Here is a 23,642-nt window from a genome sequence, read left to right as displayed (position 1 = left end):
CCGGCCCTAGCCCCGCCCCTCGACGCCGCCGTCGGCGACCCGCGGCCAGGCCGTGGCCACCCGCGCGCCCCCGCCGGGACGGTCGTCGATGTGGACGACGCCTCCGTGCGCGCGGACCAGCCCGCTGACGAGGTAGAGCCCCAGACCCGAGCCGCCCCCCGTGCCGCTCGTCCAGAACTTCGTGAACACCCGGCGTCGCAGGTCCACCGGGATGCCGTCGCCCTCGTCGGTGACGGTGACGCCGACGAGGGCGTCGTCCTCGGGCCAGGGAGCGAGGACGACGCGGACGGTGCCCTCGCCGTGGCGCACCGCGTTCTCGACGAGGTTGGTGACCACCTGGACGACCTTGTCGGGATCGGCGTCGATGAGGGGGAGGTCCGGCGCGACCTCCAGCTCGATGGGCGTCGAGGTGGAGTGCGCCACCGAGTCGCGCACGCGCTGGACCTTGAGCGCGAGGTCCGTGGGTCGGCGGTGCAGCTGCAGCCGGCCGGTGTCGATCCGGGCGACGTCGAGCAGCTCGGTGATCAGGCGGCTCAGCCGGTCGGCGTCGGCACCCGCGGTGGTGAGCATCAGCCGGCGCTGGTCGTCGGTGAGCCGGTCCCAGCGGTTGAGCAGCGTGTGCACGAAGCCCTTGACGCCGGTGAGCGGCGAGCGGAGCTCGTGGGCGAGGGTGGCCACGAGGTCGGAGCGATCGCGGTCGAGGCGGGCGCGGCCCCGGCCCGAGCGCAGGCAGATCGCCACCTGCTCGACCGGGCCCGACGGACGGGAACGGTGCAACCGCGCCGTCACGAGCACCTCCGTGCCGTCGGGCAGCAGCCAGCTCTGCTCGGGCACCGCCTTGCGCAGTGCGAGACCGCCGTACGGGCAGTTCTCCTCCACCCAGCTGCGGCCGTCGTGGTCGCGCAGGGCGAGGACGTCGGCCAGCTCCGCCCCGGCGACCTCGGCGCCCCGCTCCACGGCCAGCATGGACGCGCCGACAAGGTTGACGGCCGTCACCCGGCCGTCGGGGCCGGCGAGGACGACGCCGTCGGGCAGGAGGTCGAGGTCGGCGCTCACACGCCCATCATGGCCCGCGCGCTGGCGTAGAGGCAGACCGCCGCGGCGGTGGAGAGGTTGAGGGACTCCGCACGACCCAGGATCGGGATCGCCACCCGGTGGTCGGCGAGCTCGGCCAGCTCGGGAGCCAGACCGTGGGCCTCGTTGCCGAACAGCCACGCCGTCGGGCGAGCGAGCACCTCGTCGGCGGCGAAGAGGTCGAGATCGCCGCCCGCCTCGGTGGCGAGGACCTGGAGACCGGCCGCCTTGGCGGCGTCGACCACCTCGAACGGGTCGCCGCCCTGCGCGATGGGCAGGTGGAAGGCGCTGCCGGCGCTGGCCCGGATGGTCTTGGCGTTGTGCAGGTCGACCGAGTCGCCCGCGAGGACGACGCCCTCCGCGCCGGCCGCGTCCGCGCAGCGGATGACGGTGCCGGCGTTGCCGGGGTCGTTGACATCGGCGCAGATCGCGACCAGGCGACCGGAGAGCGCCTGCTGGAGCGGAACGTCGAGCGAACGGCACAGCGCGACGACCCCGGCGGGCGTGACCGACTCCGAGAGCGCCTTGAGGGCCCGCTCGTCGACCAGGGTCGGCTCGAGCCCGTCGGGGAGCTCGGGAAGGAGGTGGAGCGCGTCCGGGCGGGCGAACACCTCGGCGACGGCGCCGGAGGCGATCGCCGCCTCGACGGCGTTCGGACCCTCGGCGAGGAAGAGCCGCCGCTCCGATCGCTCGGAGCGGCGGCTCAGACGCCGTAGCTGCTTGATGCGAGCGTTGCTCGCGCTCAGCACGGAGATGCTCAGGCCGAGACCTTGGGCGCGTTGACGTCCTCGGGCAGCGCGGCCTTGGCCTGGGCGACCAGGGCCGAGAAGGCGGCCGGGTCGTTGACGGCGAGGTCGGCGAGGATCTTGCGGTCGACCTCGATGCCGGCCAGGTTGAGGCCCTGGATGAAGCGGTTGTAGGTCAGACCCTCAGCGCGCGCGGCGGCGTTGATGCGCTGGATCCAGAGGCGACGGAAGTTGCCCTTGTTCTTCTTGCGGTCGTTGTAGCTGTAGACCAGCGAGTGGGTGACCTGCTCCTTCGCCTTGCGGTACAGGCGCGAGCGCTGGCCGCGGTAACCGCTGGCGCGCTCGAGGGTGGTCCGACGCTTCTTCGCCGCGTTCACTGCGCGCTTGACGCGTGCCATCTCTTAACTCCTTGGGGTAGCTGCGGGATCAGGTGCCGGTCAGAGACCGAGCATCTTCTTCGCGCGCGGGACGTCGTTCTTGGCGACCTCGACAGTGCCGGTCATGCGACGGGTCACCTTCGACGCCTTCTTCTCCAGGTTGTGGCGCTTGCCGGCCTTCTCGCGCAGGATCTTGCCGCTGCCCGTGACCTTGAAGCGCTTGCTGGCACCGGAGTGCGTCTTGTTCTTCGGCATCTTTCGCTCTCTCTTCTTAGGCGTCGATCTCGGGGTCGAGGTTCTCGGAGCGGCCGCGCTCCTTCTTCTGAGCGGCGGGCTTGGCCGCGACGCGCTCGGCCTGGGCGGCGCGATCGGCGTCCACCTCGGCCTGGCGCTCAGCGGCGCGCTCCTCCTTGGCGGCCTTCACCTCGGCCTTGGCCTCGGCCTTCTTCTTGTGCGGCCCCAGCACCATGATCATGTTGCGGCCGTCCTGCTTGGGGTTGGACTCCACGAAGCCCAGCTCGGAGACGTCCTCGGCGAGCCGCTGCAGCAACCGGAAGCCCAGCTCCGGGCGGTGCTGCTCACGACCGCGGAACATGATCGTGATCTTGACCTTGTCGCCGGCCTTGAGGAAGCGCACGACGTGACCCTTCTTGGTCTCATAGTCGTGCGCGTCGATCTTGGGCCGGAGCTTCATCTCCTTGATGACGACGTTGGTCTGGTTGCGTCGCGCCTCACGGGCCTTCTGGGCGTTCTCGTACTTGAACTTCCCGTAGTCCATGAGCTTGCAGACAGGCGGCTTGCCCATGGGGGCGATCTCCACCAGGTCCAGGTCGGCCTCCTGCGCGAGCTTGAGGGCCTGGTCGGTGGGGACGATGCCGACGGTCTCGCCGTTGGGTCCCACGAGCCGGACCTCGGGAACCCGGATCCGCTCGTTGATGCGCAGCTCGGTGCTGATGTGTCCTCCAAACTCGTACGGTCGGGAGCCGTCAGCGCCACAAATGCAGAATGGCTCCCGCTAGGTCCAAGCGGAAGCCAGTCACGAGCCACGCCACCCGCGCCCCGCGAGGGGACGGAGGAGCATCGCTCTCCACGGACCGGACCCGACGACCTGGCGGTCGGTGCGGGTGGGGGACGCGCTGGTCTCCGCTTGTGGATCTGCCCCGCCTGCTCACCCGGGAGGGCGTGCGGGCACGGCGGATCGGTCAACGCCAGAGACTACCGGAGATGTTCCCGGGCGGCCGAATCCGCGGCACCGGGCCCGGCAGGGGGTCTGCGCCCCGGACCGGAGAGGTCAGGATCAGGCGTCCGACGAACCCAACCACGCCCAGCCGCCGTCGTCCAGGCGCACGGGTCGCCAGCCCGCGGCGATGCGCTGCAGGTCGTCGTCGGCGACCACCAGGGGATGCGCACCGGCGACGTCGAGCACCAGGGCTGCCGCGCCCTCCTGGACGGCTGTCGCAGCGGCGAGATGGGCCGCGACAGGAACCGGCCGCGCGGCCGGATCCCACGCCGCGAGCGCGGTGAGGTCGGTGAAGGCCAGCAGGGCGAGCCGGCCGTCGGCGCCGGTGAGGAGCACGGCGGCCATGTCGCTGGTCTTGTCGCGCGCGAGGCCGTCGTCGCCGACCTCGACCTCGCCGAGCACCGCCACGACCGGCACGAGGAGCCGCGCATCGACCAGTCGGGCGAGCACCTCGGGGTACGCGACGCTGCCCCGGGCGTGCCCCAGGAGCGCGTCGGCCAGCGCGGCGTCGGCCGATCCGTCGTCGTCGACGTAGGCGGAGCCCTGGAGGCGGCGGGCGTCGGGACGGTCGCCGGGCGATGCGGTCACCCCTCCATCGTCGCACCCGTGGGACCATCGGCCCCGTGCAGCACTCCTTCGTGGCCCGCAACCGGCTCGCGGCGCGGTTGGCCGCAGCCGTGGACGCCTGGCCGGAACCGCTCGGCACACCGATCGCGGTGGTCGACCTCGACGCGTTCGACGCGAACGCCGCCGACCTGGCCCGCAGGGCGGGCGGCACCCCGATCCGGGTCGCGTCGAAGTCGCTGCGCGTCCCGGCGCTGATCGAGCGGGCGCTGGGCGCCCCCGGCTTCTCGGGGGTGCTGGCCTACACGCTCGCCGAGGCACTCTGGCTGGTCGAGCAGGACATCAGCCACGACGTCCTCGTGGCCTACCCGAGCCTCGATCGTGCGGCGCTGGCCTCCCTGGTGGCCTCGCCCCGCGCCGCCTCGCGCATCGCGCTGATGGTCGACGACGTGGCGCACCTCGACGCGGTCGACGCGCTGCGGTCCTCCACCGCGGTGCCGGTGCGGGTGGCGATCGACATCGACGCCGGCCTGCGCTGGGCGGGTCAAGCCGTCGGCCCGCGGCGCTCGCCGCTGCGCGACGTCGGCTCGGTGGTGGCGCTCGCGCGCACGATCGCCGAGCGGCCGGGCTTCCGCCTGGCCGGGGTGATGACCTACGAGGGCCAGGTCGCCGGCGTGCCAGACGCGGTCCCCGGCGCCCGTGCCCGGTCCGCCGTGGTGCGTCGGATCAAGAAGGCCTCGATCGAGCAGCTGGTGGTGCGCCGCCAGGCGATCGCCGAGGCCCTCACCCTGGCGGTGGGCGACATCGGCCTCTGGAACGCCGGCGGCACCGGATCGCTCGAGTCGAGCGCGGCCGATCCGGTCGTGAGCGAGGTGAGCGCCGGCTCGGGGCTGCTCGGGCCCACCCTCTTCGACGGCTACGGCGCCTTCTCCCCTGCGCCGGCGGCCTTCTTCGGCGTGCCAGTGACGCGTCGTCCGGATGCCGCGACGGCGACCGTGCACGGCGGCGGACTCATCGCCTCGGGCCCCACCGGCGCCGATCGCGCCCCCACCCCGTGGGCCCCGGCCGGCCTGCGGCTCACCCCGCTCGAGGGCGCCGGCGAGGTGCAGACCCCGCTCGTGGGTGCGGGAGCGACCCGCCTCGCGATCGGCGACCTCGTGTGGCTGCGCCACGCGAAGTCGGGTGAGCCCTTCGAGCACGTGGCGCAGGTGATGCTGCTGCAGGGCGAGGAGTTCGTCGCCGCGGTGCCGACCTACCGCGGTCAGGGCCTCGTCAGCTGACCTCGCCTCGCCTCGCCCGCCACCAGCGGGTGGTCGAGCAGCCACGCGAGGATCTCCTCACCCGCGTGGACGCCGGGCGCCGACGTGACGGCCAGCCCGGGCCGGAGCCAGTCGCGGTCGTGGAGCTCACCGTGGGCCGGTCGGACGGCGGCGTCCGCGAGCTCGAGGAGCTCGGCGTCGAGCAGGCTGTCGCCGGCGGCCAGCAGCGGCTCCCCGGCGCCGAGCCGCACCGCCTCCACGGCCGCGGCCTTCGTGAGACCGGCCGGCATGAGGTAGACCTTGCGGCCCTGCACGGAGACCGACCACCCGAGCGGCTCGCAGCGCGCGGTGAGCTCCGTCGTCCACGACGCGGGGATGGCGGTGCGACCGGTGGCGGCGAGGTAGCAGAACGCATCGGCCACCGTCGCCGTGCGCGACACCCAGGGCTCGCGGGCCACCTCCTGCAGGAGCGCGAACGCGGCGGCCAGCGGCGCGGTCGGCGATGGGCCGGCCGGGGCGGACGGCCGCGCCCACCCGTCGTCCACGTGGCCGTGGAGCAGGCGGACCGCTCCGTTCGCGCACAGCGCCACCTCGGGGACGACGGGCAGCATGATGCGCCCGTACTGGTCCAGGTCGCGCGTAGTGACGGGGACGACGCGAGCCCGCCGCATGAGGTCGCCGAGCAGCGTCCAGGAGCGGTGGGTCATCCACGCGCTCGGCGCACCGCGGTGGACCTCGACCACGCGGAGGTCCTCCACCGCGACCGCCGGCTCGCTGAGGGCAACGGCGGAGGCCGAGTAGATGACGGTGCGGTCGAGGTCGAGCGCCACGAGGGTCACGGGCGCACCGCCCGCACCAGGCCGACGCAGGCGTAGACCAGCTCGTCGTCCTCCTCGACCGCGACGCCGCGTGAGGCTGCGAGGGCGAGCACGTGGTCGAGCCCGTCGAGGCGGTCGGGGTGGACGAGCACCTTCCACGGCGCCCGCCGCAGCAGTACGCGGCTCGTCTCGCCCACGCCCGGCTTGATGCGGTGGAGGTCGTCGACACCGTGGCGCTCGGCCAGCCGGCGGACCTCGGCCTGCCCCGCCCACGTGGGGGTGCGCACGACCGGCTCGGCGAGCCGTGTCGCGACCTCGTCGGCGATCGCGGCGGCGCCGTCGGCGAAGTGGGCGCTGACCGCGTCGAGGAAGGCGGCCGACTGGTCGACGGCGGCAAGCTCGGCGTAGTACTTCGCGCCGTGGTACATCTCGGGCCCGATGAGGTCGGGGCGCTGCACCGTGCGCGACACCAGACCGGACACGGTGGCGTTGAGGCAGGCCGACGGAACGAGGTAGTCCTCGCGCGTGGCGAACAGCGAGGTGCAGCCGCCGGGGTCGGCGAGCACCGCGAGCTCGGGGTCGAGGTCGGCGAGGTCGCCCCGCGCCGCGACGAGGCGCTCCCGCGAGGCGATCAGCTGCTGCTGCACCGCCCCCTTGCCCGTCCACCCGTCGACGAAGGCGATCGCGGCGGGCGGGTGGTGCTCGAGCACCCGCGCCAGTGCGACCTCGTCGAGGCCCCGGCCGCGGATGATCGACATCGCGTAGTGCGACAGGTGCCGCCGATGGGCGGCGCGGACGTAGCGCCGGGCCAGGATGCCGACCGGCGTGCCGGCACGCGCCAGCGACACGAGCACCGGCTCGACGCCGCGGAGGGCGTGGCGACGCAGCAGCAACTCGGCCAGCACCGCGGTGTCGACGGCCACGCGGCGCGCCGAGCGCTCGAGCGAGCGGTGGAAGAGCTCGAGGTAGGCGTCGTCGGGCTCGTGCTCCTGCGGCAGCATCTCGGCGTAGGAGACACCGCCCTGGATCGCCCGCTCCCGCTGCTCGGTGGACAGCTCGAGCTGCTCGTGCGAGAGGTCCGAGAGCAGCCAGGTGACCTCCTCGGCGGCGTACGAACCGAACGCGCGACGCACGCCGACGCTCACCACGTGGACGGCGTCGGCGAAGGGACGCAGCGCGGCGACGAGTTCGGAGCAGGCCGGGAGCGAGGCGTCGACGACGAGGACGATCGCGACGTAGGGGCGGGCCGGGGCCTCCGGCCCGCCGTCTGCCGAAGGCCTCCGCGCGGGGTCGACGACGTTGTGCAGGAAGGCGATCCGCGCCGGATCGTCGGGTGCGGCGAAGCTCAGCGTGCGGCGGATGGCGTAGCCGTCGACGTCCGCTGCGACCGCGGGTGAGCGGGTGGTCGACTGCGCGACGACCTCGAGGTCGCGACGGCGCTCGGCGAGGTGCTCGCCGATCACGGCAGGCAGGAACATGAGCTCCTCCGCGCCGAGCACCAGTGTCGCCCCGCTGCCCACCACCGCTCGCGCGAGCCGGGCGGCCACCCGGTCGGCCTCCTCCAGCAGTCGAGCGGTCTGCTCCGGGCGGAGCCCGCCGCGGGCGTCGACAGGGACCTCGAGGGGCCACCAGTCGTGGTGGGAGCGCAGCAGACCCGGAGCCGACGTCGGTGGATCGGCCGCCGGCGGCAGGGTCGCGCGCAGCGCCCGCGCCCGCTCGAGGGCGTCCGGCACGAGTGCCAGCGGCCGCTGCACGAGGGCCACGACCCGCACCTCCACACCCATCTCACGCACCCGGGCCTCGAACACCCTCCGCGCGTCGTCGCCGCGCGCGTCGAGCAGCGCGGCGAGGACGTAGTGGTCGCGGTGTCCGCGCTCCTCGAGCCGCGCGATCACGTCGAGCGCGGTCGCTCCCGTGGTCAGCTCGTCGTCCACGAGGACGACGGGGCGCAGCGTGGCGACGTCGAGGTGCTCGCCCGGCTGGAGGTGGTGGGAGGTCGCGTGCGAGTGCGCTTCCTCGAACGACAGCCAGGCCTCTCGGCCCGGAACGGGTCGACGCGTCGAGGAGAGGTAGTCGGCGTCGAGCGCCCGGGCGACGGCATGGCCGAGCCCGGTGGCGGTCTCGCAGAAGCCGAGGACGAGCGTCGACGCGGCGTCGGGGGTGCACCCGCGCACCAGGTCGGCCAGCTGCTCGGCGCTGGCCCGCATGCGACCGGGGGCCACGGGGAGGTGCTTGCCGAGCACACGGGAGACGACGAGGTGCGCGCGGCGGGGGTTGTCCCGCAGGGCCAGCCCGGCCAGCGCCTCCAGCGCCGGATCCATCGCGCCGTCGACGACGAGGGCTCCGGCAACGACCGACGCGAGGTCCGAGGTTCCCGCGAGATCCGAGCGCTCGGTCGGGCTCACGACACGCCCTCCGCCGCGGTGACCCCCAGGGAGCGCCACACGGCCTCCTGTCCCTGCGCGAGCAGGTCGACGAGGGCGGCGTCCTCGGCGAGGACGCCGTAGACGTCGGCACGGGCCACGACGCCCTCGGCCCAGCGGCGGTGCGGGCCGACCTCGTTCATGCCGCCGCCGGCCGAGGGCAGCACTCCCCCGGCGGTCGCGCGTTCGAGCACCGCGCAGGCGTCGTCCCACTCGTCGCGGTGGACGGTGAGCAGGGCGTTGACGATCGGGGCGTGGGTGGGGTGGATGACGGTCTTGCCGAGCAGCCCGTTAGCGCGGTCGAGGCTGACCTCGCGCAGCAGGCCGTCGACGTGGTCGCGCACCAGCCGTCCGCGCAGGGTGGAGGCGCCCTGCTGCTCGAAGGGGGTGTTGCGCAGCTGCGGCTTGAAGAGTCGCTGGCCCGACACGTGCTCCCACACCGCGCCGCTGACGACGCGGTCGCCGTGGCGCACGAACTGGTTGACGATGTCGGCCACCGCGTCGCGCACGACGGCGAGGTCCCAGATGGTGGTGTCACGGTCGCGCCGCAGCCCGAAGACGCCCGACAGGTCGGTGCCGCCCACCCGCACGCAGAGCACGTGCTCGTCGTAGAGGTCGAAGAGCCGCGCCAGGCGGGGCAGCTCGTCGCGCCGGGTCTCGTTGAAGGCGATGCGGTCGCTCTCGAGGATCGGCATCGCGTAGAGCGGCCGCTCCAGGTCGACGGAGGCATCGCGCACCGCGGCCAGCATCGGCTCGGCCCGCTCGAGATCGGCCTTGGGCAGGCTGACCCCGGCCAGTCGGCGCACGGCCGGTCCGAGCGCGGCGACGAGACGGCTGATCTGCTGCTCGTCGCGCACGCGGACGAAGACCAGCGGTGCGTTGGCGAGCGGGTCGCGGTCGAGCCGGGTGAGCGCGCGGACGACGGCCCGCTCGGCCTCCGGCACGGCTGCGTGCTCGATCGCGTCCTCCAGGCACCAGACCACCGAGGTGACGCCCTGGGCGACGCACCGGCGCAGGTCGGCGAGCAGGTCGGGGCGGGTGGCGGGCATGTAGAGGGTGCCGCCCAGGGCGAGGGCGATCCGGTCACGCGGGCCGTCGAGGTCGACGCCCTCCGGCGGGCGACGGAAGATGCGCGCGCGCACCTCGTCGTCCAGGTGGGCGAAGTGGCGCATCACCGCGCGCCCCGTCGGTGGTGCCCGATGCTCCCGCGATGAGCCATCGTCATCCCCTCCTCGCGCCGCGCCCGCGGCCGGCGCTCGGTCGTCGTCAGGCGCGAGGATAGCCACGTCGGCGCGCGCCTCTCTCCGGCGGCACCCGGCCCGCTAGCGTCGGTCGACGTGACGCCGACGACGCTGGACGACGTACGGGCGCTGGCCCGTCGCCCCGCCACCCTCGGCGGCAGCCGCCTCCTCTGCATCGACGGCCCGACGGGGGCCGGGAAGAGCACGCTGGCCGCTGCGCTCGCCGCGCGGGAGCCGCCCGCCCTGGTCATCGCCACCGACACGATGCTCGAGGGATGGGCGGGCCTGCCCGGCCTCGCGGAGTCCGTCGATCGGCTCCTGAGGCCGCTCGCCGAGGGGCGTCCCGGCCGCTACCGTCGCTGGGACTGGCTCGCCGACGCATGGGCCGAGGACGTCGAGGTCGAGCCACCGGCGCTGCTGGTGCTCGAGGGGGTCGGGTCGTTCGCCCGGCGCTACCGCGACCTGGTCACGGCACTCGTGTGGGTGGACGCCGACCCCGCCGTGCGACGCCGACGCTGGATCGAGCGCGACGGCGAGGCCTCGCTGGTGCACCGCGACGCCTGGGTGCGCGACGAGGACGCCCTGTACCGGCGCGAGGGCACGCGGGCGGCCGCCGATCTCGTCGTGACGACCTGAGACCTCCCACTGCCGCCGGGGCGCCGCCCAGCCGGCGCCCAGCCGGCGACGACCGTCAGCGGCCGGCGTCGGCCTCAGCCGCCTCCGCGAGCTTCACGAGCGTCTGCTCGATACCGGCCCTGGTCTTCTCGGCGAACATCGCGCGCAGCACCTGGCGAGCGCCGATGGGCCAGCGAGAGATGTCCCAGGTCTCGGTGACGCGCGTGCTCGCGTCGCCGAGCGGCTCGAGCTCGTAACGCCAGCGGTGCGGAGCGAAGTGCTTCCAGGCGATGCGGCGTCCGGGCTCGAACTCCACGACGGTGTTGGGCGTCTGGTACTTCGCGCCCATCTTCATGCGCATCGCGAACTTCGAGCCGAGCTCGAGGCGATCGGGCCCCTGGGCGAGGCCGAGCACGGTGCCCGAGCCGTCGATCCTGGGGTGCTGGCGCGCATCGGACAAGATGGCGAAGACCACGTCGGCGGGCGCGGCGATGGTGGCGGAGGCGCTCACGTTGCTACTCATGACCTGAGCCTAGAAGAGCGCCCTCAGCCGGACCCCGCGACCGCACTAGGCTCGGGACCGTGAGCGCACCCACCGGCGAGCAGTACTCCCTGTCGGCCCACGGCTACGAGGCCGTCGTCACCCAGAGCGGGGTGCTCGCCTCGCTGCGGCACGCCGGCCGCGACCTGGTCGACGGCGTCCCCGACGCGACGATGCCGGCGGGTGGCCGCGGCCAGCTGCTGGTTCCGTGGCCCAACCGCATCCGCGACGGTCGCTACCGCTTCGACGGCGCCGACCAGCAGCTGGCCCTCACCGAGCCCAAGCGACACAACGCCTCGCACGGACTCGTGCGCTGGGTGTCGTGGTCGGTGCTCGAGCGCACCGACACCCGCATCGTGCTCGGCTACTTCCTCCCCGCGCAGACGGGCTACCCGTGGGCGCTGGCCCTGAGGACGACGTACGCGCTCGACGAGGGCGGCCTGACCGTCGTCCAGGAGGCGACGAACCTCGCCGACACCCGCGCCCCCTACGCCTCGGGCGCCCACCCGTACCTGCTCGCGGGCGAGGGGCCGTGCGACGGGTGGGAGCTCACGCTGCCGGCCACCACCAGGCTGCTCACCGATGACGAGCGCCTGCTCCCGGTCTGGCGGGAGGCCCACGACGCGTTCGTCGACGGCGCCCTGCTCGGCGCCACCGTGCTCAACCATGCCTACACCGATCTGCGCCGCGAGGACGACGGCCGCGCCGAGGTGCGGCTGCGGGCCGCCGCCACCGGCGTGGCGCTGTGGGTCGACGAGCAGCACCGCTGGCTGCAGGTCTACACGGCCGACGACACCGCGACTCCCCGGGTGAGCGTCGCCGTCGAGCCGATGACCGCACCACCGGACGCGTTCAACTCCGGTGAGGACCTCACTGTGATCGAGCCGGGCGACACCGTGGCCGCCCGCTGGGGGATCCGCGCGCTCTGATCGCCGCGCGAACGCCTCAGGCGCGGGGCGGCTGCTGCGGGGACGGGTCCGCCGAGGACGGCGCCGCTGCGCCGGAACTCGCCGGACGATGTGCCGCGACGACCGCGCGGAGCTCGCGGATCGACGACGCCGCCCGGGCGCCGTCGGAGGCGTGGATACCCATCATCGGCAGCTTCTCGCCGTCACCGAGGTCGAGGTGCGGCCACGGCGCCCCCTGCGGGAACCGGACGGGCCCGACCTCACCCCAGGGCAGCACGCGCTTGCGGTAGCCGTTGACGATCGTGAGGGTGTCGGGGCTCGCGGTGATGCGCGAGCGGGCGATCGCGTTGAGCAGCACCAGCGCACCGGCGATCAGGGCGAACATCGTGAGGCGCTGCCAGATGTTCACCCCCTCGCGCGTGGCGTCGTCGAAGTTGACCCAGAGGAAGGCGAAGGCCCCCACCAGGAACAGACCGAAGAAGGGGGCGAGAAGCCGCGGCCCGAGCGGGCGCCAGGTGCGGGGAAGCGGCGGGGCGACGACGGGCTGCGGGTCGCTCACGTGATCTCCTTCTCGCGCGGGAGGCGGGCTGGCGGACGGTCGGCCGTCAGAGCCGGCAGGCGTGGATGTCCGTTGTCAGGATGGCACGCCCGCCCAACGCGTAGAGCTCGTCCATGACCCGCTGGGCGCTCGCACGCTCGACCATCGAGCGCACGGCGACCCAACCCTCGCGGTGCAGCGGGCTGACGGTGGGGCTCTCGAAACCGGGCGTCAGGCTGATCGCCTTCTCGACGTTCTCGACGCGGATGTCGTAGTCCATCATCACGTAGGCGCGGGCCACGAGCACGCCCTGCAGACGGCGCACGAACACCTCGAGGAGCCCGGCGTCCGCGTCCTCGCGAGCGATCATCACGGCCTCGGACTCGAGGATCACCTCGCCGAAGACCTCGAGGCCGGCGTTGCGCAGGGTGCTGCCGGTCTCGACGACGTCGGCGATCACGTCGGCCACGCCGAGCTGGATGCTGGTCTCGACCGCGCCGTCGAGGCGCACCACAGTGGCCTCGATGCCGCGCTCGGCGAGGAAGCGGCCGACGACACCGGCGTAGGAGGTCGCGATGCGCTTGCCGGCGAGGTCGTCGACGTCCTTCACGGTGCCGGGCACCGCGGCGAAGCGGAACTTCGAGCGGCCGAAGCCGAGCTGGAGGGTCTCGCCGGCGTCGGCGCGGGAGTCGAGCAGCAGGTCGCGGCCGGTGATGCCCGCATCGAGCGTGCCCTCGCCGACGTAGACGGCGATGTCGCGGGGTCGCAGGTAGAAGAACTCGACACCGTTGTCGGGGTCGAGCTTGGTGAGCTGCTTGGAGTCGGTGCGCTGGGCGTAGCCGGCTTCGCGGAGCATGGTGGAGGCGGCCTCGGAGAGGGCGCCCTTGTTGGGGACGGCGATCTTGAGCATGGCGGGGTCGTGCCTCACAGGTGGGTGTAGACGTCCTCGAGCGTGAGTCCGCTCGCGATCATGAGGACCTGGGCGTGGTAGAGCAGCTGGCTGATCTCCAGCGCGGTGGCCTCGGGGCCCTCGTGCTCGGCGGCCATCCAGGACTCGGCGGCCTCCTCGATCAGCTTCTTGCCGATCGCATGGACGCCGGCGTCGAGCGCGCGGACGGTGCCGGAGCCCTCGGGTCGCGTGGCGGCCTTCTCACTGAGCTCTGCGAACAGCTCGTCGAACGTCTTCACAGGCGACGAGCCTACGGCGTGGCGTCGCCGCGGCCCGCCCCGGTCTCAGTGGCGCCGGGGCGGGGCCGCGGTCGAGCGCTCAGAGACCGTGACCGCGCTTGATGCGGCGCAGCGTCGCCGCGGTCTGCAGGGCGGCGGAGGACGCCTCGTAGCCCTTGTCCTCCTTCGAGCCCTCGAGGCCGGCCCGGTCGAGGGCCTGCTGCTCGTCGTCGCAGGTGAGCACCCCGAAGCCGATCGGGATGTGGTGGTCGAGCGAGACCCGGGTGAGTCCGTCGGTGGCGGCCGAGCAGACGTACTCGAAGTGGGGGGTGCCGCCGCGGATGACGACGCCGAGCGCGATGACGGCGTCGTAGGTGGGCGCCAGGGCCGCCGCCGCCACGGGCAGCTCGAAGGTGCCCGGCACGCGGACGACGGCCGGTGCCTCGACCCGGTGGTCGTCGAAGGCCCGGCGGGCGCCGGCGATGAGGCCGTCCATCACCTGCTGGTGCCAGCTCGCGGCCACCACGGCCACGCGCAGGTCGTGGCAGTCGACGGGGGCGATCTCGGGGGCGCCGTGTCCGGCCATGTCAGTGGGCTCCTTCGGTGGCGGGCTGCGCGGCGTGCTCGGGCAGGTCGGGCAGCTGGTGGCCCATCCGGTCGCGCTTGGTCAGCAGGTAGTCGATGTTGTGGTCGTTGGGGCGCGGCGTCAACGGCACCCGGTCGGTCACGGTGATCCCGTAGGCCTCGAGGTCGCTCACCTTGTCGGGGTTGTTGGTGAGCAGGCGCACCTCGGAGACGCCGAGGTCCTTGAGGATCTGCGTGGCGGCACCGTAGTGGCGGGCGTCGGCGGGCAGGCCGAGGTCGAGGTTGGCGTCCACGGTGTCGCGGCCGCCGTCCTGCAGCTGGTAAGCCTGCAGCTTGGCGACCAGGCCGATACCGCGACCCTCGTGGCCGCGCAGGTAGACCAGCACGCCCGAGCCGTTCTGCACGATGCGCTCGAGGGCCTCCTCGAGCTGCGGCCCGCAGTCGCAGCGGTGCGAGCCGAAGACGTCGCCGGTGAGGCACTCGGAGTGCACGCGGGTGAGCACGGGGCCGTGGTCGTTGAGCGTGGCCGGGTCGCCGTGCACCAGCGCCACGTGCTCGCTGCCGTCGACGGTGATCGTGTAGCCCACGGCGGTGAACTCGCCGTGACGGGTGGGCAGGCGGGTCTCGGCCTCGCGGCGCACGTGGGTCTCGACGCGGCGGCGGTAGCGCACGAGGTCCTCGATGGAGATCATCGCCAGGCCGTGCTCGTCTGCGAAGGCGCGCAGCTCGGGCGCGCGCTTCATGGTGCCGTCGTCGTTGACGACCTCGACCAGCACGCCGGCGGGGGTCAGCCCGGCGAGGGTGCAGAGGTCGACGGCCGCCTCGGTGTGGCCGCGGCGCACGAGCACGCCGCCCTTGCGAGCCCGCAGGGGGAAGACGTGGCCCGGGCGGGTGAGCTCCCACGGCTCGGTGGCCGAGTCGGCGAGCACCCGCACGGTGTGGGCCCGGTCGGCCGCCGAGATTCCGGTGCTGACGCCGTCGCGGGCGTCGACCGAGATCGTGTAGGCCGTGCGGTAGGCGTCCTTGTTGTGGGGCGTCATCAGCGGGATCTCGAGGCGGTCGAGCATCTCGCCCGGCATGGGCGCGCAGATCACGCCGCTGGAGTGGCGGATGGTGAACGCCATCAGGTCCGGGGTGGCCTTGCTGGCCGCGAAGATGATGTCGCCCTCGTTCTCGCGGTCCTCGTCGTCGACGACGACGACGGCCTTGCCCGCGGCGATGTCGGCCACCGCCCGCTCGACGGGGTCCATGCGTACGCGCGTGGTCATGTCACTCCTCCTCGTTGCTGCTGGTGCTGTCGGCGTCGCGGCGGGGCGCGGCCGTGTAGGCGCGCACCAGCTTCTCCACGTGCTTGGCGATGACGTCGACCTCGAGGTTCACGCGGTCGCCGGGTGCTCGGAAGCCGAGCGTCGTGCGGGCGAGGGTCTCGGGGATGAGGCTGACCGAGAAGGTCTCGTCGTCGACGTCGACGACGGTGAGCGAGATGCCGTCGACGGTGATCGAGCCCTTCTCCACCAGGTAGCGCCCCAGCCCCGCGGGCAGCGACAGGCGCACGACCTCCCAGTGCTCGCTCGGTGTGCGCGAGACGACCTCGCCCACGCCGTCCACGTGGCCTTGGACGATGTGACCCCCGAGCCGCTTCTCCGCGGTGACCGCGCGCTCGAGGTTGACGCGGTCGCCGACGGCGAGGCCGCCGAGGCTCGTGCGGTTGAGGGACTCGGCCATCACGTCGGCGGTCCAGGTCGCCTCGGTGCGCTCGGCGACCGTGAGGCAGCAGCCGTTGACGGCGATCGAGTCGCCGAGGCCGGCGTCCGACAGCGCGGTCTCGCACGCGATGGTCAGGCGCACGGCGTCGTCCTGCTGCTCGATGGCGGCGACGGTGCCGAGCTCCTCGATGATCCCGGTGAACATCAGTGGTCTCCCTTCGTGGTGGGGGTGGTGCGCAGGGTCAGCCGCACGACCGCCTCCGCGCCCTCGCCGACCACTGCGGTGTCGAGGAGGCGCAGACGCAACGTGTCGGCGACGGTGGCGATTCCGAGGTCGGCGATCGCGGAGGCCCCCGCGCCCAGGAGGGCGGGGGCGAGGTAGGCGACGACCTCGTCGACGAGGCCGGCGGTGACGAAGGCGGCGGCCAGGCGCGGGCCGCCCTCGAGGAAGACGTGGTGCCGGTCGTGCTCGGCATAGAGGGCGCGCAGTGCCGCCAGCGGGTCGCGCGTGCGCAGGTGCAGTGCCGGGGTGGCGCCGTCATCCGTCCCGAACACCCGCGCGGACGACGGCAGGTCCCGCTCCCCCATCACCACGCGCAGCGGCTGGGTGGCCAGCGGCCGGTCGGCGGCGTCGCGCACGGTGAGGCGCGGGTCGTCGTCCACGACCGTGCCGGTGCCGACGAGCATGGTGTCGGCCAGGGCGCGCAGACGGTGGGTGTCGCGGCGCGCGGGCAGCGAGGTGATCCACTGCGAGGTGCCGTCGGCCGCCGCGCTGCGCCCGTCGAGGGTGGCGGCGAACTTCCAGGTGACGAACGGTCGGGCGTGGCGGTGGGCGAAGGTCCAGGCCGGGTTGATCGCCTCGGCCTCCTCGGCGAGCGCGTCGACGACGACCTCGATGCCGGCGGCCCGCAACGTCGCGGCGCCGCCCTCCGCGAGCGGATTGGGGTCGCGCTGGGCGGCCACGACACGGCGCACCCCGGCGGCGATGAGCGCCTGCGCGCAGGGGCCGGTGCGGCCGGTGTGGTTGCAGGGCTCGAGGGTGACCACCGCGGTGGTGCCCCTGGCGCGATCGCCGGCCACCGCCAGCGCCTCCACCTCCGCGTGCGGCGTGCCGGCGCCGTGGTGGAAGCCCTCGCCGACGACCGTGCCGTCGTCGGCCAGCAGCACGCAGCCCACGCGCGGGTTCGGGTGGAGAGGCACCTCGGGCGAGACGGCCAGGGCGAGAGCGCGGCGCAGCGCGTCGATCTCGCGCGGGCTCGCGGACTGCGCGGCGTCGAGGTGCGGGGGCGTGGTCACTGCTGGTCTCCGGGTCGTGGGGTGACACGGCTCCGGGGATGGCAGGTGCGCCGGGCGCGCCCGAGTGGGCGACGCCGAGCGCGATCGCGTGATCCTCCCATCCGGACTCTCACCGTCGGTCCAGGAATCCCACCTGGTCAACCGATGACTGGCTGCCATCGGGTCGCGGACTGTCACCGCCGGCTCGGAATTGCACCGACCCCGGAGCACGCGTGCTCGTGGGTTCATCGTGGCACAGCACCGGGACGACGGGGCGCAGGGACCGGCCGTTGGGCACCTCGCGTCGCGCGGGCCGGCAGCGCGATCGCCCGCGCGCTCACCCGGGCCCGGCTACCGTCGCAGGGGTGAACCTCACCTGGCTGGGCCTGGGCAGCCTCGCAGGCGTGATCCTGTGGTTCGCCACCGACCACGTCGTCCTGCTGGTGCTCGGGGTGCTCATGGGCGTCGCGCTCGGCATCGGCCTGGCCGACCGCGACGGTCCGGAGCCGCCCGAGCGCTGATCCGCCACGGCCGATCGCCCCTCAGGTCGCGAGGATCAGGCCGCTGGTCGGCACGCCGGTGCCGGCCGTGACGAGCACGTGCTCGACGTCCGGCACGGGATTGACCGAGGTGCCCCGGATCTGGCGCACCGCCTCGGCGATGCCGTTCATGCCGTGGATGTAGGCCTCGCCGAGCTGACCGCCGTGGGTGTTGATCGGCAGTCGACCGCCGACCTCGAGGGCCCCGTCGCGGACGAAGTCGGGCGCCTCGCCGCGCCCGCAGAAGCCAAGCTCCTCCAGCTGCATGAGCACGTACGGCGTGAAGTGGTCGTAGAGGATCGCCATCGGCAGGTCGGCGGGGCGCAGACCCGACTGGCGCCACAGCTCGCGACCGACGACGCCCATCTCGGGGATGCCGATGTCGTCGCGGTAGTAGGAGGTCATCACGAACTGGTCGCTGCCGGAGCCCTGCGCCGCGGCGACGATGCGCGCCGGCGTCTGCGCGAGGTCGCGCGCCCGCTCGGCCGTGGTGACCACGAGCGCCACCGCGCCGTCGGACTCCTGGCAGCAGTCGAGCAGGTGCAGCGGGTCGGCGATCATCCGCGACGCCTGGTGCTCCTCGAGCGTGATCGGACGCTCGAAGAAGAACGCCTTCGGGTTGGTGGCGGCATGGCGCCGATCGGCCACGGCCACCCGGCCGAAGTCCTCGGAGGTCGCGCCGAACTCGTGCATGTAGCGCCGTGCCTGCATCGCCACGGTGGCGGCCGGGGTGCTGAGGCCCAGCGGGTAGGTCCAGGCGTTGTCGAGACCGTTGGTGTTCACCTGCTGCGCGGCCCAGGCCGACACCTGGCCGAAGCGGTCGCCCGAGCGCTCGTTGAAGCCGCGGTAGGCGACCACGACGTCGGCGACGCCGGTGGCCACGGCCATCGCGGCCTGCTGCACGGTGGCGCAGGCGGCACCGCCGCCGTAGTTGATCCGGCTGAAGAAGCGCAGCTCGCCCATGCCGAGCTCGCGGGCGACGGCGATCTCGGAGCTGGTGTCCATCGTGAAGGTCACCAGGCCGTCGACGTCGGCCGGGGTCAACCCGCAGTCGTCGAGGGCATGACGCACGGCCTCGACCGAGAGCTGCAGCTCGGAACGGCCCGACTCCTTGGAGAACTCGGTGGCGCCGATGCCGGCGATGGCGGCCGCGCCCGACAGCGTGCGCCCGCTCACGCGCGCACCCGCACCGTGCCGATGACGTGGTCGCCCAGCGACACCGAGCCGACGACCTTGATGGTGGCCTCGCCGTCGGCGACCTCGACGACCTCGCCGGTGAAGGTAAAGGTGTCGTAGGGGTAGGCGGGGGCGCCGAGGCGGATGCTGATGCCGCGGATCTCCACGTCATGACCCGCCCAGTCGGTGACGTAGCGCTCGCACAGCGCGGTGGAGGTGAGGATGTTGACGAAGATGTCCTTCGAGCCGGCCGCCTGGGCGATGTCGCGGTCGTGGTGGACGTCCTGGAAGTCACGGGTGGCGATCGCCGTGGAGACCACCAGCGTGGGAGTGATGGGCAGGGTCCACGTCGGCAGGACGGTGCCCGCCGCGATCGTCGCGCTCATGAGGGCACCTTCGTCCAGATCGGCAGGGTCAGCTCGTCGTCGATCTCGTTCCATCCCACGCGCACGCGGTCGCCGATCTCGACCGGGCCGGTCATCTCGGCGACCATCCGCACGCCCTCGTCGAGGTCGACCAGGGCGATCACGAGCGGCAGCGCCTTGCCCGGCACCTGCGGGGCGTGGTGGACGACGTACGAGAAGACGGTGCCCTCCCCCGCCGCCACGGTGAAGCCGCGGTCGAGGGCGCCGCACTCGGGACAGGCCGGCCCGGGCGGGTGGCGCAGTGCGGCACAGGCGTTGCACCGCTGGATGCGCAGCTCGCCGGCCTTCGTTCCCTCGAAGAAGTACGCGTTGTCGCGGTTGACGACCGGGCGCACCGGCCCGCTCACGCGCGTGCCCTCGGGATGAACTTGAGGACCCGGAACAGCATGGTCGCGACCCGTTCGGCCTCGCCGTCGGCGTGATCGACGTACCAGGTGTTGCGGGAGGTCACGAAGTAGCCGACACCCATGCCCGTGGCCTTGGGACCAACCACCGAGTCGAGGGCGGTCGTCACCCGCACCCGCTCCCCGACACGGAGGTAGCGGTCGTAGGTCTGCTCGCAGTTGGTGCCGAGCACGGCCGTGAAGCCGGCGTCCGTGAGCGCGCGCATCATCGCGTGCAGCGGGTCGTTCTCCGACGGCCGACCGCCGAGGCCGTACATCGTCCACACCTGCGCCATCGACGGCGGCGCCTCACCTGCGGTGAAGCGCGGGTTGTCGAGACCCATCGCCTCGAGCCAGTTGTTGATGGTGGGCTGGTTGACCTCGTCGCGGGCGGTCCTCTCCGCGGCCTCGCCCCAGGCGGCGATGCGCTCGGCCTCCGCCATCACGTGCGCGTGGACGTCGGGTGCGACGAGCTCCTGCGTCTGCTCGCCGGTGCCGGCGCTCACCGCGGCACCCGCGGCAGCCCGAGGCCGAACATCGAGATGAGCTCGCGCTGCACCTCCTGGACACCACCGCCGAAGGTGATGACGAGGTTGCGCTTGGCCTGCGCGTCGAGGTAGTCGAGCAGCTCCTTCGTCGCCGAGTCGCCGGCGTCGCCGTGGCGGTGCACCAGCGAGACGAGGTCGGCCAGCAGGTGCTGCACCTCGTCGGCGGCGAAGACCTTGGACGCCGACGCGTCGGCGACGCCCGGCTCGCCGTCGGCCGCCGCGCGCGCCACCGCCCAGTTCAGCAGCTCATTGACCCGGAAGATCGCGGTGGTCTCCCCCAGCAGCGCCCGGACGTCGGGCAGGTCGCGGATGCCGGCGGCGTCGGCCCAGCGCACCACGCGGTCGCGCAGGCCCTCGATGCGACCGGCCGGGCCGAGCATCACCCGCTCGTGGTTGAGCTGGGTGGTGATGAGGCGCCAGCCCTGGTTCTCCTCGCCGACGAGCATGTCGGCGGGCACCTTGACGTCGTTGTAGTAGGTGGCGTTGACGTGGTGCGATCCGTCGGCGGTGATGATCGGCGTCCAGGAGTAGCCGGGGTCGCGGGTGTCGACGATGAGGATGGAGATGCCCTTGTGCTTGGGGGCGTCGGGGTCGGTGCGCACGGCGAGCCACACGTAGTCGGCCTGGTGGCCGCCGGTGGTCCACAGCTTCTGGCCGTTGACCAGGTAGTACGGGTCGCCGTCGTCGGTGACCAGGCGGGCGCTCGTGCGCAGCGCCGCAAGGTCGGTGCCGGCGTCGGGCTCGGAGTAGCCGATCGCGAAGTGGACGTCGCCGGCGAGGATGCGGGCGAGGAACATCTCCTTCTGCTTCTCGGTGCCGTAGCGGATGAGGGTGGGCCCGACGGTCTGCAGCGTCACCGCCGGCAGGTGGACGTCGGCGTACTGGGCCTCGTTGGCGAAGAGGGTCTGCTCGATCTCGCCGAGGCCGTGGCCGCCGTACTCCTTCGGCCAGCCTACGCCCATCCACCCGTCGTCACCGAGCTGCCTGATGAGGCGCTGGTAGGTCGGGCCGTGGCGGTCCCAGGCGCCGTCGGGGCCGGGGTCGCCCGGCTCGCCGTGCACCGCGACGGAGGCGAAGTAGTCGCGCACGCGCTGCTTGAGCTCGCGCTGCTCGTCGCTGAGCTCGAGGTTCTTGGTGCCCGCGCTCTCCACCGGCACCCGGTCGGGCGTGGTGTCGAGGGCGTGGGCGAGGTCGGTGAGCCAGGTGGAGTAGCCCACCAGCGGGTAGGTGATGTCGACACCGACACCGCCGTGGAGGTGGTGGCAGGTGCGCATCGCGCCGGGCGCCACGCGGCTGGCCCAGTAGCCGGCCACCGCCAGGTCGTCGGCGGCCGGTAGGCCCGAGGCCACCCGCCACACCGCGTTGTCGGCGGCCAGGTCGAGCGTGCGCGAGGCGATGTAGACGTCGGCCATCTGCAGCGACACCGCCTGGAACTCCGCCAGCGCGCGGCCGAACTGGCGGCGCTCCTTCACGTAGCTCGCGGTGAGGTCGCGGGCACCGGCCAGCACACCGGCCGCCAGGGCGCTCAGGCCGGCCCGCGCCACATCGGCGAGCACCGCGGCGGCGCCGTCGTCGAGGAGGTCGGCGGGTGCGTCGTCCAGGACGACGGTGTGCTGGGTGGTGCCGCTGGAGGAGGTGGAGGCGAGCAGGGTCACCCCCGGACCGCGTGGGTCGACCAGCGCGACGACGTCGCGGTCGCCGTCGCGTGCGGTGACGAGGAGGCGCACGGCCTGCTCGGCGTAGGTGACGGCGACCTTGCGGCCGCTGATCCGGCCCTCGTGCCAGCGCGCACCGGCGCGGTCGCCGAGCGGTACGCCCGGCTCGCGCAGCGCCGGGGCGAGGACGTGCTCACCGGACGCGATGCCGGGGAGGAACTCCTTGCGCTGGGCGTCGCTGCCCGCCATGGCGAGGGTGAGAGCGGCACAGCAGAGCGTCTCCCACACCGGCACCTGGACGCCGGCGCGCCCCGCCTCACGCAGCAGCACCGCGACCTCGGCGAGCCCCAAGCCGTCGCCCCCGTGCTCCTCCGCAACGCTCAGCGCAGTGAGGCCGGCGGCCGACCAGGTGGCCCACTCGCGCCCGCTCTCACGCTCCAGCACCTCGGCGACGACCGCACGGACCGCGGCGGTGGTCTCGGACTCGACGGCGACGACAGCACTCACGACACAAACTGTAACGTGTTCTAGTTTCTCCCGGAAGGTGCCATCTGCCTGCGGCGCGCCCCACTAGTGTCGAGGCATGGGTTTCCTGCGTCGCCGGGTCGTCACGGCCGCTCTCACCGCCAACGCGATCCGCCCGGTGCCGGGCTTCCGCGCCGGCATCCCGGCGTTCTTCGCGGGATGGCTCACCGGCGAGCTCGCACCGCACGTACTCGGCGCCACGGTGGCCGACACCGCCTGGCAGCTCTCGCGCGGACGACGCGACGCCCGCGCGCTCGCACTGGCCGGACTCACCACCGCGGGCCTGGTGCACCTGATCAGCCAGAGTCGCGACGCCGTCCGCGTGGCCGAGGAGGCGCTCACCGAGGGCTTGGGTGTCGACTACGTGGAGCAGCTGGACGCCGCCCCCAGCCCGGCCGACCTCGCCACCCCGTGGAGCCGCCTCGTCAACCCGTTCGCGTTCACCCGGGCGGCCCGCAAGGCCGGCGTGGAGGTGCACCGCGACATCGCGTTCACCGCCTACGGCGGGCGCGGCATGCTCGACATCTACACCTCCGAGATCACCCCCGCCTCCGGCGCGCCGGTGCTGCTGCAGGTGCACGGCGGCGGCTGGACGATCGGCAAGAAGGAGGAGCAGGCGCTCCCCCTCATGCAGCACCTGGCCGCCAAGGGCTGGGTGTGCGTGGCCATCAACTACCGCCTCGCCCCCCGCGATCGCTGGCCGGCGCAGATCGTCGACGTGAAGGCCGCGATCGCCTGGGTGCGCGCGCACATCGCCGAGTACGGCGGCGACCCCGAGTACCTCGCCATCACCGGCGGCTCCGCGGGCGGGCACCTCGCCTCGCTGGCCGCCCTCACCCCCGGCGACCCCGCCTTCCAGCCGGGCTTCGAGGACGCCGACACCCACGTCGAGGCGGCCGTGCCCTACTACGGCGTGTACGACATGGCGGGCGCGAGCGGGCTGCCCAACGCCCGGCTGATGCGGGCGGGCTTCCTCGCCAAGCGGATCTTCGCCCCGGGCGCGAGCGACGCCGACTTCGAGGCGGCCAGCCCCCTGCTGCGGGTCACGCCTGATGCGCCCGACTTCTTCGTCGTCCACGGCTCGCGCGACACGCTCGTCAACGTCGGCCAAGCACGTGCGTTCGTGGCTGCGCTGCGTGCCACCTCCAAGGCGACCGTGGCCTACGCGGAGCTGCCGGGTGCCCAGCACGCGTTCGACATCTTCCCGTCCATCCGCTCCGCGCACCTGGTGCGCGCCACCGACCGGTTCCTGCACTGGCACTGGAACCGCTGGCGCGCCGAGAAGGCCGGCCGGACGCCGATGCGCTGAGCGAG

The 23,642-nt window shown here is 73.3% G+C and carries 27 protein-coding genes and 1 riboswitch; of the genes, 5 read left to right on the top strand and 22 right to left on the bottom strand.

What is annotated here, in order from left to right:
- Positions 1 to 6: 6 nt before the first annotated feature.
- From ACERUN_RS09270 to ACERUN_RS09245, 6 genes are all read right to left on the bottom strand, one after another.
- On the bottom strand, positions 7 to 1,056 hold the full coding sequence (locus ACERUN_RS09270) for a sensor histidine kinase (protein WP_370289611.1): 1,050 nt from the start codon (positions 1,054 to 1,056) through the stop codon (positions 7 to 9).
- Positions 1,053 to 1,823, bottom strand: coding sequence for a TrmH family RNA methyltransferase (locus tag ACERUN_RS09265; RefSeq protein ID WP_370289610.1), 771 nt, complete (start codon positions 1,821 to 1,823; stop codon positions 1,053 to 1,055). Before ACERUN_RS09265 ends, ACERUN_RS09270 begins: the two co-directional genes overlap by 4 nt.
- 8 nt (positions 1,824 to 1,831) lie before the next feature.
- Positions 1,832 to 2,218, bottom strand: a complete 387-nt coding sequence (gene rplT / locus ACERUN_RS09260; RefSeq protein ID WP_370289608.1) for a 50S ribosomal protein L20 — start codon at positions 2,216 to 2,218, stop codon at positions 1,832 to 1,834.
- A gap of 39 nt (positions 2,219 to 2,257) precedes the next feature.
- On the bottom strand, positions 2,258 to 2,452 hold the full coding sequence (rpmI, locus tag ACERUN_RS09255; RefSeq protein ID WP_370289607.1) for a 50S ribosomal protein L35: 195 nt from the start codon (positions 2,450 to 2,452) through the stop codon (positions 2,258 to 2,260).
- A 16-nt stretch (positions 2,453 to 2,468) separates the two neighbouring features.
- Complete coding sequence (infC, locus tag ACERUN_RS09250) at positions 2,469 to 3,098, bottom strand: translation initiation factor IF-3 (RefSeq protein ID WP_370289606.1); 630 nt, start codon at positions 3,096 to 3,098, stop codon at positions 2,469 to 2,471.
- A 396-nt stretch (positions 3,099 to 3,494) separates the two neighbouring features.
- Positions 3,495 to 4,025 carry an SseB family protein gene (locus ACERUN_RS09245; RefSeq protein ID WP_370289605.1) on the bottom strand — a complete coding sequence of 177 codons (531 nt, stop codon included), beginning with the start codon at positions 4,023 to 4,025 and terminating at the stop codon, positions 3,495 to 3,497.
- A gap of 35 nt (positions 4,026 to 4,060) precedes the next feature.
- On the opposite strand from ACERUN_RS09245, the gene ACERUN_RS09240 reads away from it, so the two are divergent.
- Positions 4,061 to 5,281, top strand: a complete 1,221-nt coding sequence (locus ACERUN_RS09240; RefSeq protein WP_370289604.1) for an amino acid deaminase/aldolase — start codon at positions 4,061 to 4,063, stop codon at positions 5,279 to 5,281.
- On the opposite strand, the gene ACERUN_RS09235 is transcribed toward ACERUN_RS09240, so the two are convergent.
- Genes ACERUN_RS09235 through ACERUN_RS09225 form a run of 3 tightly spaced genes read right to left on the bottom strand, consistent with a single transcriptional unit; the run spans position 5,263 to position 9,673 of the window.
- Positions 5,263 to 6,099 carry a hypothetical protein gene (locus tag ACERUN_RS09235; protein ID WP_370289603.1) on the bottom strand — a complete coding sequence of 279 codons (837 nt, stop codon included), beginning with the start codon at positions 6,097 to 6,099 and terminating at the stop codon, positions 5,263 to 5,265. The genes ACERUN_RS09240 and ACERUN_RS09235 overlap by 19 nt on opposite strands.
- Positions 6,096 to 8,483 (bottom strand): phosphoribosyltransferase domain-containing protein, encoded by a 2,388-nt coding sequence (locus ACERUN_RS09230; protein ID WP_370289602.1) that lies wholly within the window; start codon positions 8,481 to 8,483, stop codon positions 6,096 to 6,098. Before ACERUN_RS09230 ends, ACERUN_RS09235 begins: the two co-directional genes overlap by 4 nt.
- Positions 8,480 to 9,673, bottom strand: coding sequence for an HpcH/HpaI aldolase/citrate lyase family protein (locus ACERUN_RS09225; protein ID WP_370289601.1), 1,194 nt, complete (start codon positions 9,671 to 9,673; stop codon positions 8,480 to 8,482). The genes ACERUN_RS09230 and ACERUN_RS09225 overlap by 4 nt, the downstream gene beginning before the upstream one ends.
- Before the next feature lie 165 nt (positions 9,674 to 9,838).
- On the opposite strand from ACERUN_RS09225, the gene ACERUN_RS09220 reads away from it, so the two are divergent.
- A complete protein-coding gene (locus ACERUN_RS09220) occupies positions 9,839 to 10,378 on the top strand; it encodes a uridine kinase (protein ID WP_370289600.1) in 540 nt (179 codons plus the stop codon).
- Between the two features lie 55 nt (positions 10,379 to 10,433).
- On the opposite strand, the gene ACERUN_RS09215 is transcribed toward ACERUN_RS09220, so the two are convergent.
- Positions 10,434 to 10,880: an SRPBCC family protein gene (locus ACERUN_RS09215; protein ID WP_370289599.1), complete on the bottom strand. Its 447-nt coding sequence runs from the start codon at positions 10,878 to 10,880 to the stop codon at positions 10,434 to 10,436.
- A gap of 59 nt (positions 10,881 to 10,939) precedes the next feature.
- Between ACERUN_RS09215 and ACERUN_RS09210 the strand changes: the two genes are divergently transcribed.
- On the top strand, positions 10,940 to 11,827 hold the full coding sequence (locus ACERUN_RS09210; protein WP_370289598.1) for an aldose 1-epimerase family protein: 888 nt from the start codon (positions 10,940 to 10,942) through the stop codon (positions 11,825 to 11,827).
- 16 nt (positions 11,828 to 11,843) lie between these two features.
- Here ACERUN_RS09210 and ACERUN_RS09205 read toward each other — a convergent pair whose 3' ends face one another.
- The 7 genes from ACERUN_RS09205 to ribD all read right to left on the bottom strand — a co-directional run bounded on the left by ACERUN_RS09205 (position 11,844) and on the right by ribD (position 17,098).
- Positions 11,844 to 12,365 carry a PH domain-containing protein gene (locus ACERUN_RS09205; protein WP_370289597.1) on the bottom strand — a complete coding sequence of 174 codons (522 nt, stop codon included), beginning with the start codon at positions 12,363 to 12,365 and terminating at the stop codon, positions 11,844 to 11,846.
- 46 nt (positions 12,366 to 12,411) lie between these two features.
- Positions 12,412 to 13,254, bottom strand: coding sequence for an ATP phosphoribosyltransferase (hisG, locus tag ACERUN_RS09200; RefSeq protein WP_370289596.1), 843 nt, complete (start codon positions 13,252 to 13,254; stop codon positions 12,412 to 12,414).
- Between the two features lie 14 nt (positions 13,255 to 13,268).
- Positions 13,269 to 13,532: a phosphoribosyl-ATP diphosphatase gene (locus ACERUN_RS09195; protein ID WP_370289595.1), complete on the bottom strand. Its 264-nt coding sequence runs from the start codon at positions 13,530 to 13,532 to the stop codon at positions 13,269 to 13,271.
- A gap of 79 nt (positions 13,533 to 13,611) precedes the next feature.
- Positions 13,612 to 14,097, bottom strand: a complete 486-nt coding sequence (ribH, locus tag ACERUN_RS09190; RefSeq protein ID WP_370289594.1) for a 6,7-dimethyl-8-ribityllumazine synthase — start codon at positions 14,095 to 14,097, stop codon at positions 13,612 to 13,614.
- Between the two features lies 1 nt (position 14,098).
- Positions 14,099 to 15,364 carry a bifunctional 3,4-dihydroxy-2-butanone-4-phosphate synthase/GTP cyclohydrolase II gene (locus ACERUN_RS09185; RefSeq protein ID WP_370289593.1) on the bottom strand — a complete coding sequence of 422 codons (1,266 nt, stop codon included), beginning with the start codon at positions 15,362 to 15,364 and terminating at the stop codon, positions 14,099 to 14,101.
- Between the two features lies 1 nt (position 15,365).
- Positions 15,366 to 16,007, bottom strand: a complete 642-nt coding sequence (locus ACERUN_RS09180; RefSeq protein WP_370289592.1) for a riboflavin synthase — start codon at positions 16,005 to 16,007, stop codon at positions 15,366 to 15,368.
- Positions 16,007 to 17,098 carry a bifunctional diaminohydroxyphosphoribosylaminopyrimidine deaminase/5-amino-6-(5-phosphoribosylamino)uracil reductase RibD gene (ribD, locus tag ACERUN_RS09175; RefSeq protein WP_370289591.1) on the bottom strand — a complete coding sequence of 364 codons (1,092 nt, stop codon included), beginning with the start codon at positions 17,096 to 17,098 and terminating at the stop codon, positions 16,007 to 16,009. Before ribD ends, ACERUN_RS09180 begins: the two co-directional genes overlap by 1 nt.
- 84 nt (positions 17,099 to 17,182) lie before the next feature.
- A riboswitch (FMN riboswitch) is annotated at positions 17,183 to 17,312 on the bottom strand.
- Positions 17,313 to 17,442: 130 nt separating this feature from the next.
- Between ribD and ACERUN_RS09170 the strand changes: the two genes are divergently transcribed.
- Positions 17,443 to 17,598: a hypothetical protein gene (locus ACERUN_RS09170; RefSeq protein WP_370289590.1), complete on the top strand. Its 156-nt coding sequence runs from the start codon at positions 17,443 to 17,445 to the stop codon at positions 17,596 to 17,598.
- Positions 17,599 to 17,619: 21 nt separating this feature from the next.
- Here the strand turns inward: ACERUN_RS09170 and ACERUN_RS09165 are convergent, their stop codons facing one another.
- From ACERUN_RS09165 to ACERUN_RS09145, 5 genes are read right to left on the bottom strand one after another with little or no spacing between them, the layout of a single operon-like run.
- A complete protein-coding gene (locus ACERUN_RS09165; RefSeq protein ID WP_370289589.1) occupies positions 17,620 to 18,792 on the bottom strand; it encodes a lipid-transfer protein in 1,173 nt (390 codons plus the stop codon).
- On the bottom strand, positions 18,789 to 19,178 hold the full coding sequence (locus tag ACERUN_RS09160; protein WP_370289588.1) for a MaoC family dehydratase: 390 nt from the start codon (positions 19,176 to 19,178) through the stop codon (positions 18,789 to 18,791). The genes ACERUN_RS09165 and ACERUN_RS09160 overlap by 4 nt, the downstream gene beginning before the upstream one ends.
- The gene (locus ACERUN_RS09155; protein WP_370289587.1) at positions 19,175 to 19,564 is read right to left on the bottom strand and encodes a Zn-ribbon domain-containing OB-fold protein; all 390 of its coding nucleotides are present in this window, start codon (positions 19,562 to 19,564) and stop codon (positions 19,175 to 19,177) included. The genes ACERUN_RS09160 and ACERUN_RS09155 overlap by 4 nt, the downstream gene beginning before the upstream one ends.
- The gene (locus tag ACERUN_RS09150; protein ID WP_370289586.1) at positions 19,561 to 20,106 is read right to left on the bottom strand and encodes a MaoC family dehydratase N-terminal domain-containing protein; all 546 of its coding nucleotides are present in this window, start codon (positions 20,104 to 20,106) and stop codon (positions 19,561 to 19,563) included. The genes ACERUN_RS09155 and ACERUN_RS09150 overlap by 4 nt, the downstream gene beginning before the upstream one ends.
- A complete protein-coding gene (locus tag ACERUN_RS09145; protein ID WP_370289585.1) occupies positions 20,103 to 22,310 on the bottom strand; it encodes an acyl-CoA dehydrogenase in 2,208 nt (735 codons plus the stop codon). Before ACERUN_RS09145 ends, ACERUN_RS09150 begins: the two co-directional genes overlap by 4 nt.
- 76 nt (positions 22,311 to 22,386) lie before the next feature.
- Between ACERUN_RS09145 and ACERUN_RS09140 the strand changes: the two genes are divergently transcribed.
- Positions 22,387 to 23,637 carry an alpha/beta hydrolase fold domain-containing protein gene (locus ACERUN_RS09140; protein WP_370289584.1) on the top strand — a complete coding sequence of 417 codons (1,251 nt, stop codon included), beginning with the start codon at positions 22,387 to 22,389 and terminating at the stop codon, positions 23,635 to 23,637.
- Positions 23,638 to 23,642: the final 5 nt, after the last annotated feature.

Source organism: Nocardioides sp., from assembly GCF_964229035.1.
GTDB lineage: Bacteria > Actinomycetota > Actinomycetes > Propionibacteriales > Nocardioidaceae > Nocardioides.
The sequence above is the reverse complement of the archived record's forward strand: the minus strand, read 5'-3'. Positions and strand labels throughout refer to the sequence as shown.

Excerpts from the sequence above, each read along its gene's own strand:
- ACERUN_RS09180 (WP_370289592.1), bottom strand. The coding sequence starts at position 16,007 with ATGTTCACCGGGATCATCGAGGAGCTCGGCACCGTCGCCGCCATCGAG.
- ACERUN_RS09215 (WP_370289599.1), bottom strand. The coding sequence starts at position 10,880 with ATGAGTAGCAACGTGAGCGCCTCCGCCACCATCGCCGCGCCCGCCGAC.
- rpmI (WP_370289607.1), bottom strand. The coding sequence starts at position 2,452 with ATGCCGAAGAACAAGACGCACTCCGGTGCCAGCAAGCGCTTCAAGGTC.
- ACERUN_RS09185 (WP_370289593.1), bottom strand. The coding sequence starts at position 15,364 with ATGACCACGCGCGTACGCATGGACCCCGTCGAGCGGGCGGTGGCCGAC.
- rplT (WP_370289608.1), bottom strand. The coding sequence starts at position 2,218 with ATGGCACGCGTCAAGCGCGCAGTGAACGCGGCGAAGAAGCGTCGGACC.
- ACERUN_RS09225 (WP_370289601.1), bottom strand. The coding sequence starts at position 9,673 with ATGCGCCACTTCGCCCACCTGGACGACGAGGTGCGCGCGCGCATCTTC.
- ACERUN_RS09160 (WP_370289588.1), bottom strand. The coding sequence starts at position 19,178 with ATGAGCGCGACGATCGCGGCGGGCACCGTCCTGCCGACGTGGACCCTG.
- hisG (WP_370289596.1), bottom strand. The coding sequence starts at position 13,254 with ATGCTCAAGATCGCCGTCCCCAACAAGGGCGCCCTCTCCGAGGCCGCC.
- ACERUN_RS09140 (WP_370289584.1), top strand. The coding sequence starts at position 22,387 with ATGGGTTTCCTGCGTCGCCGGGTCGTCACGGCCGCTCTCACCGCCAAC.
- ribH (WP_370289594.1), bottom strand. The coding sequence starts at position 14,097 with ATGGCCGGACACGGCGCCCCCGAGATCGCCCCCGTCGACTGCCACGAC.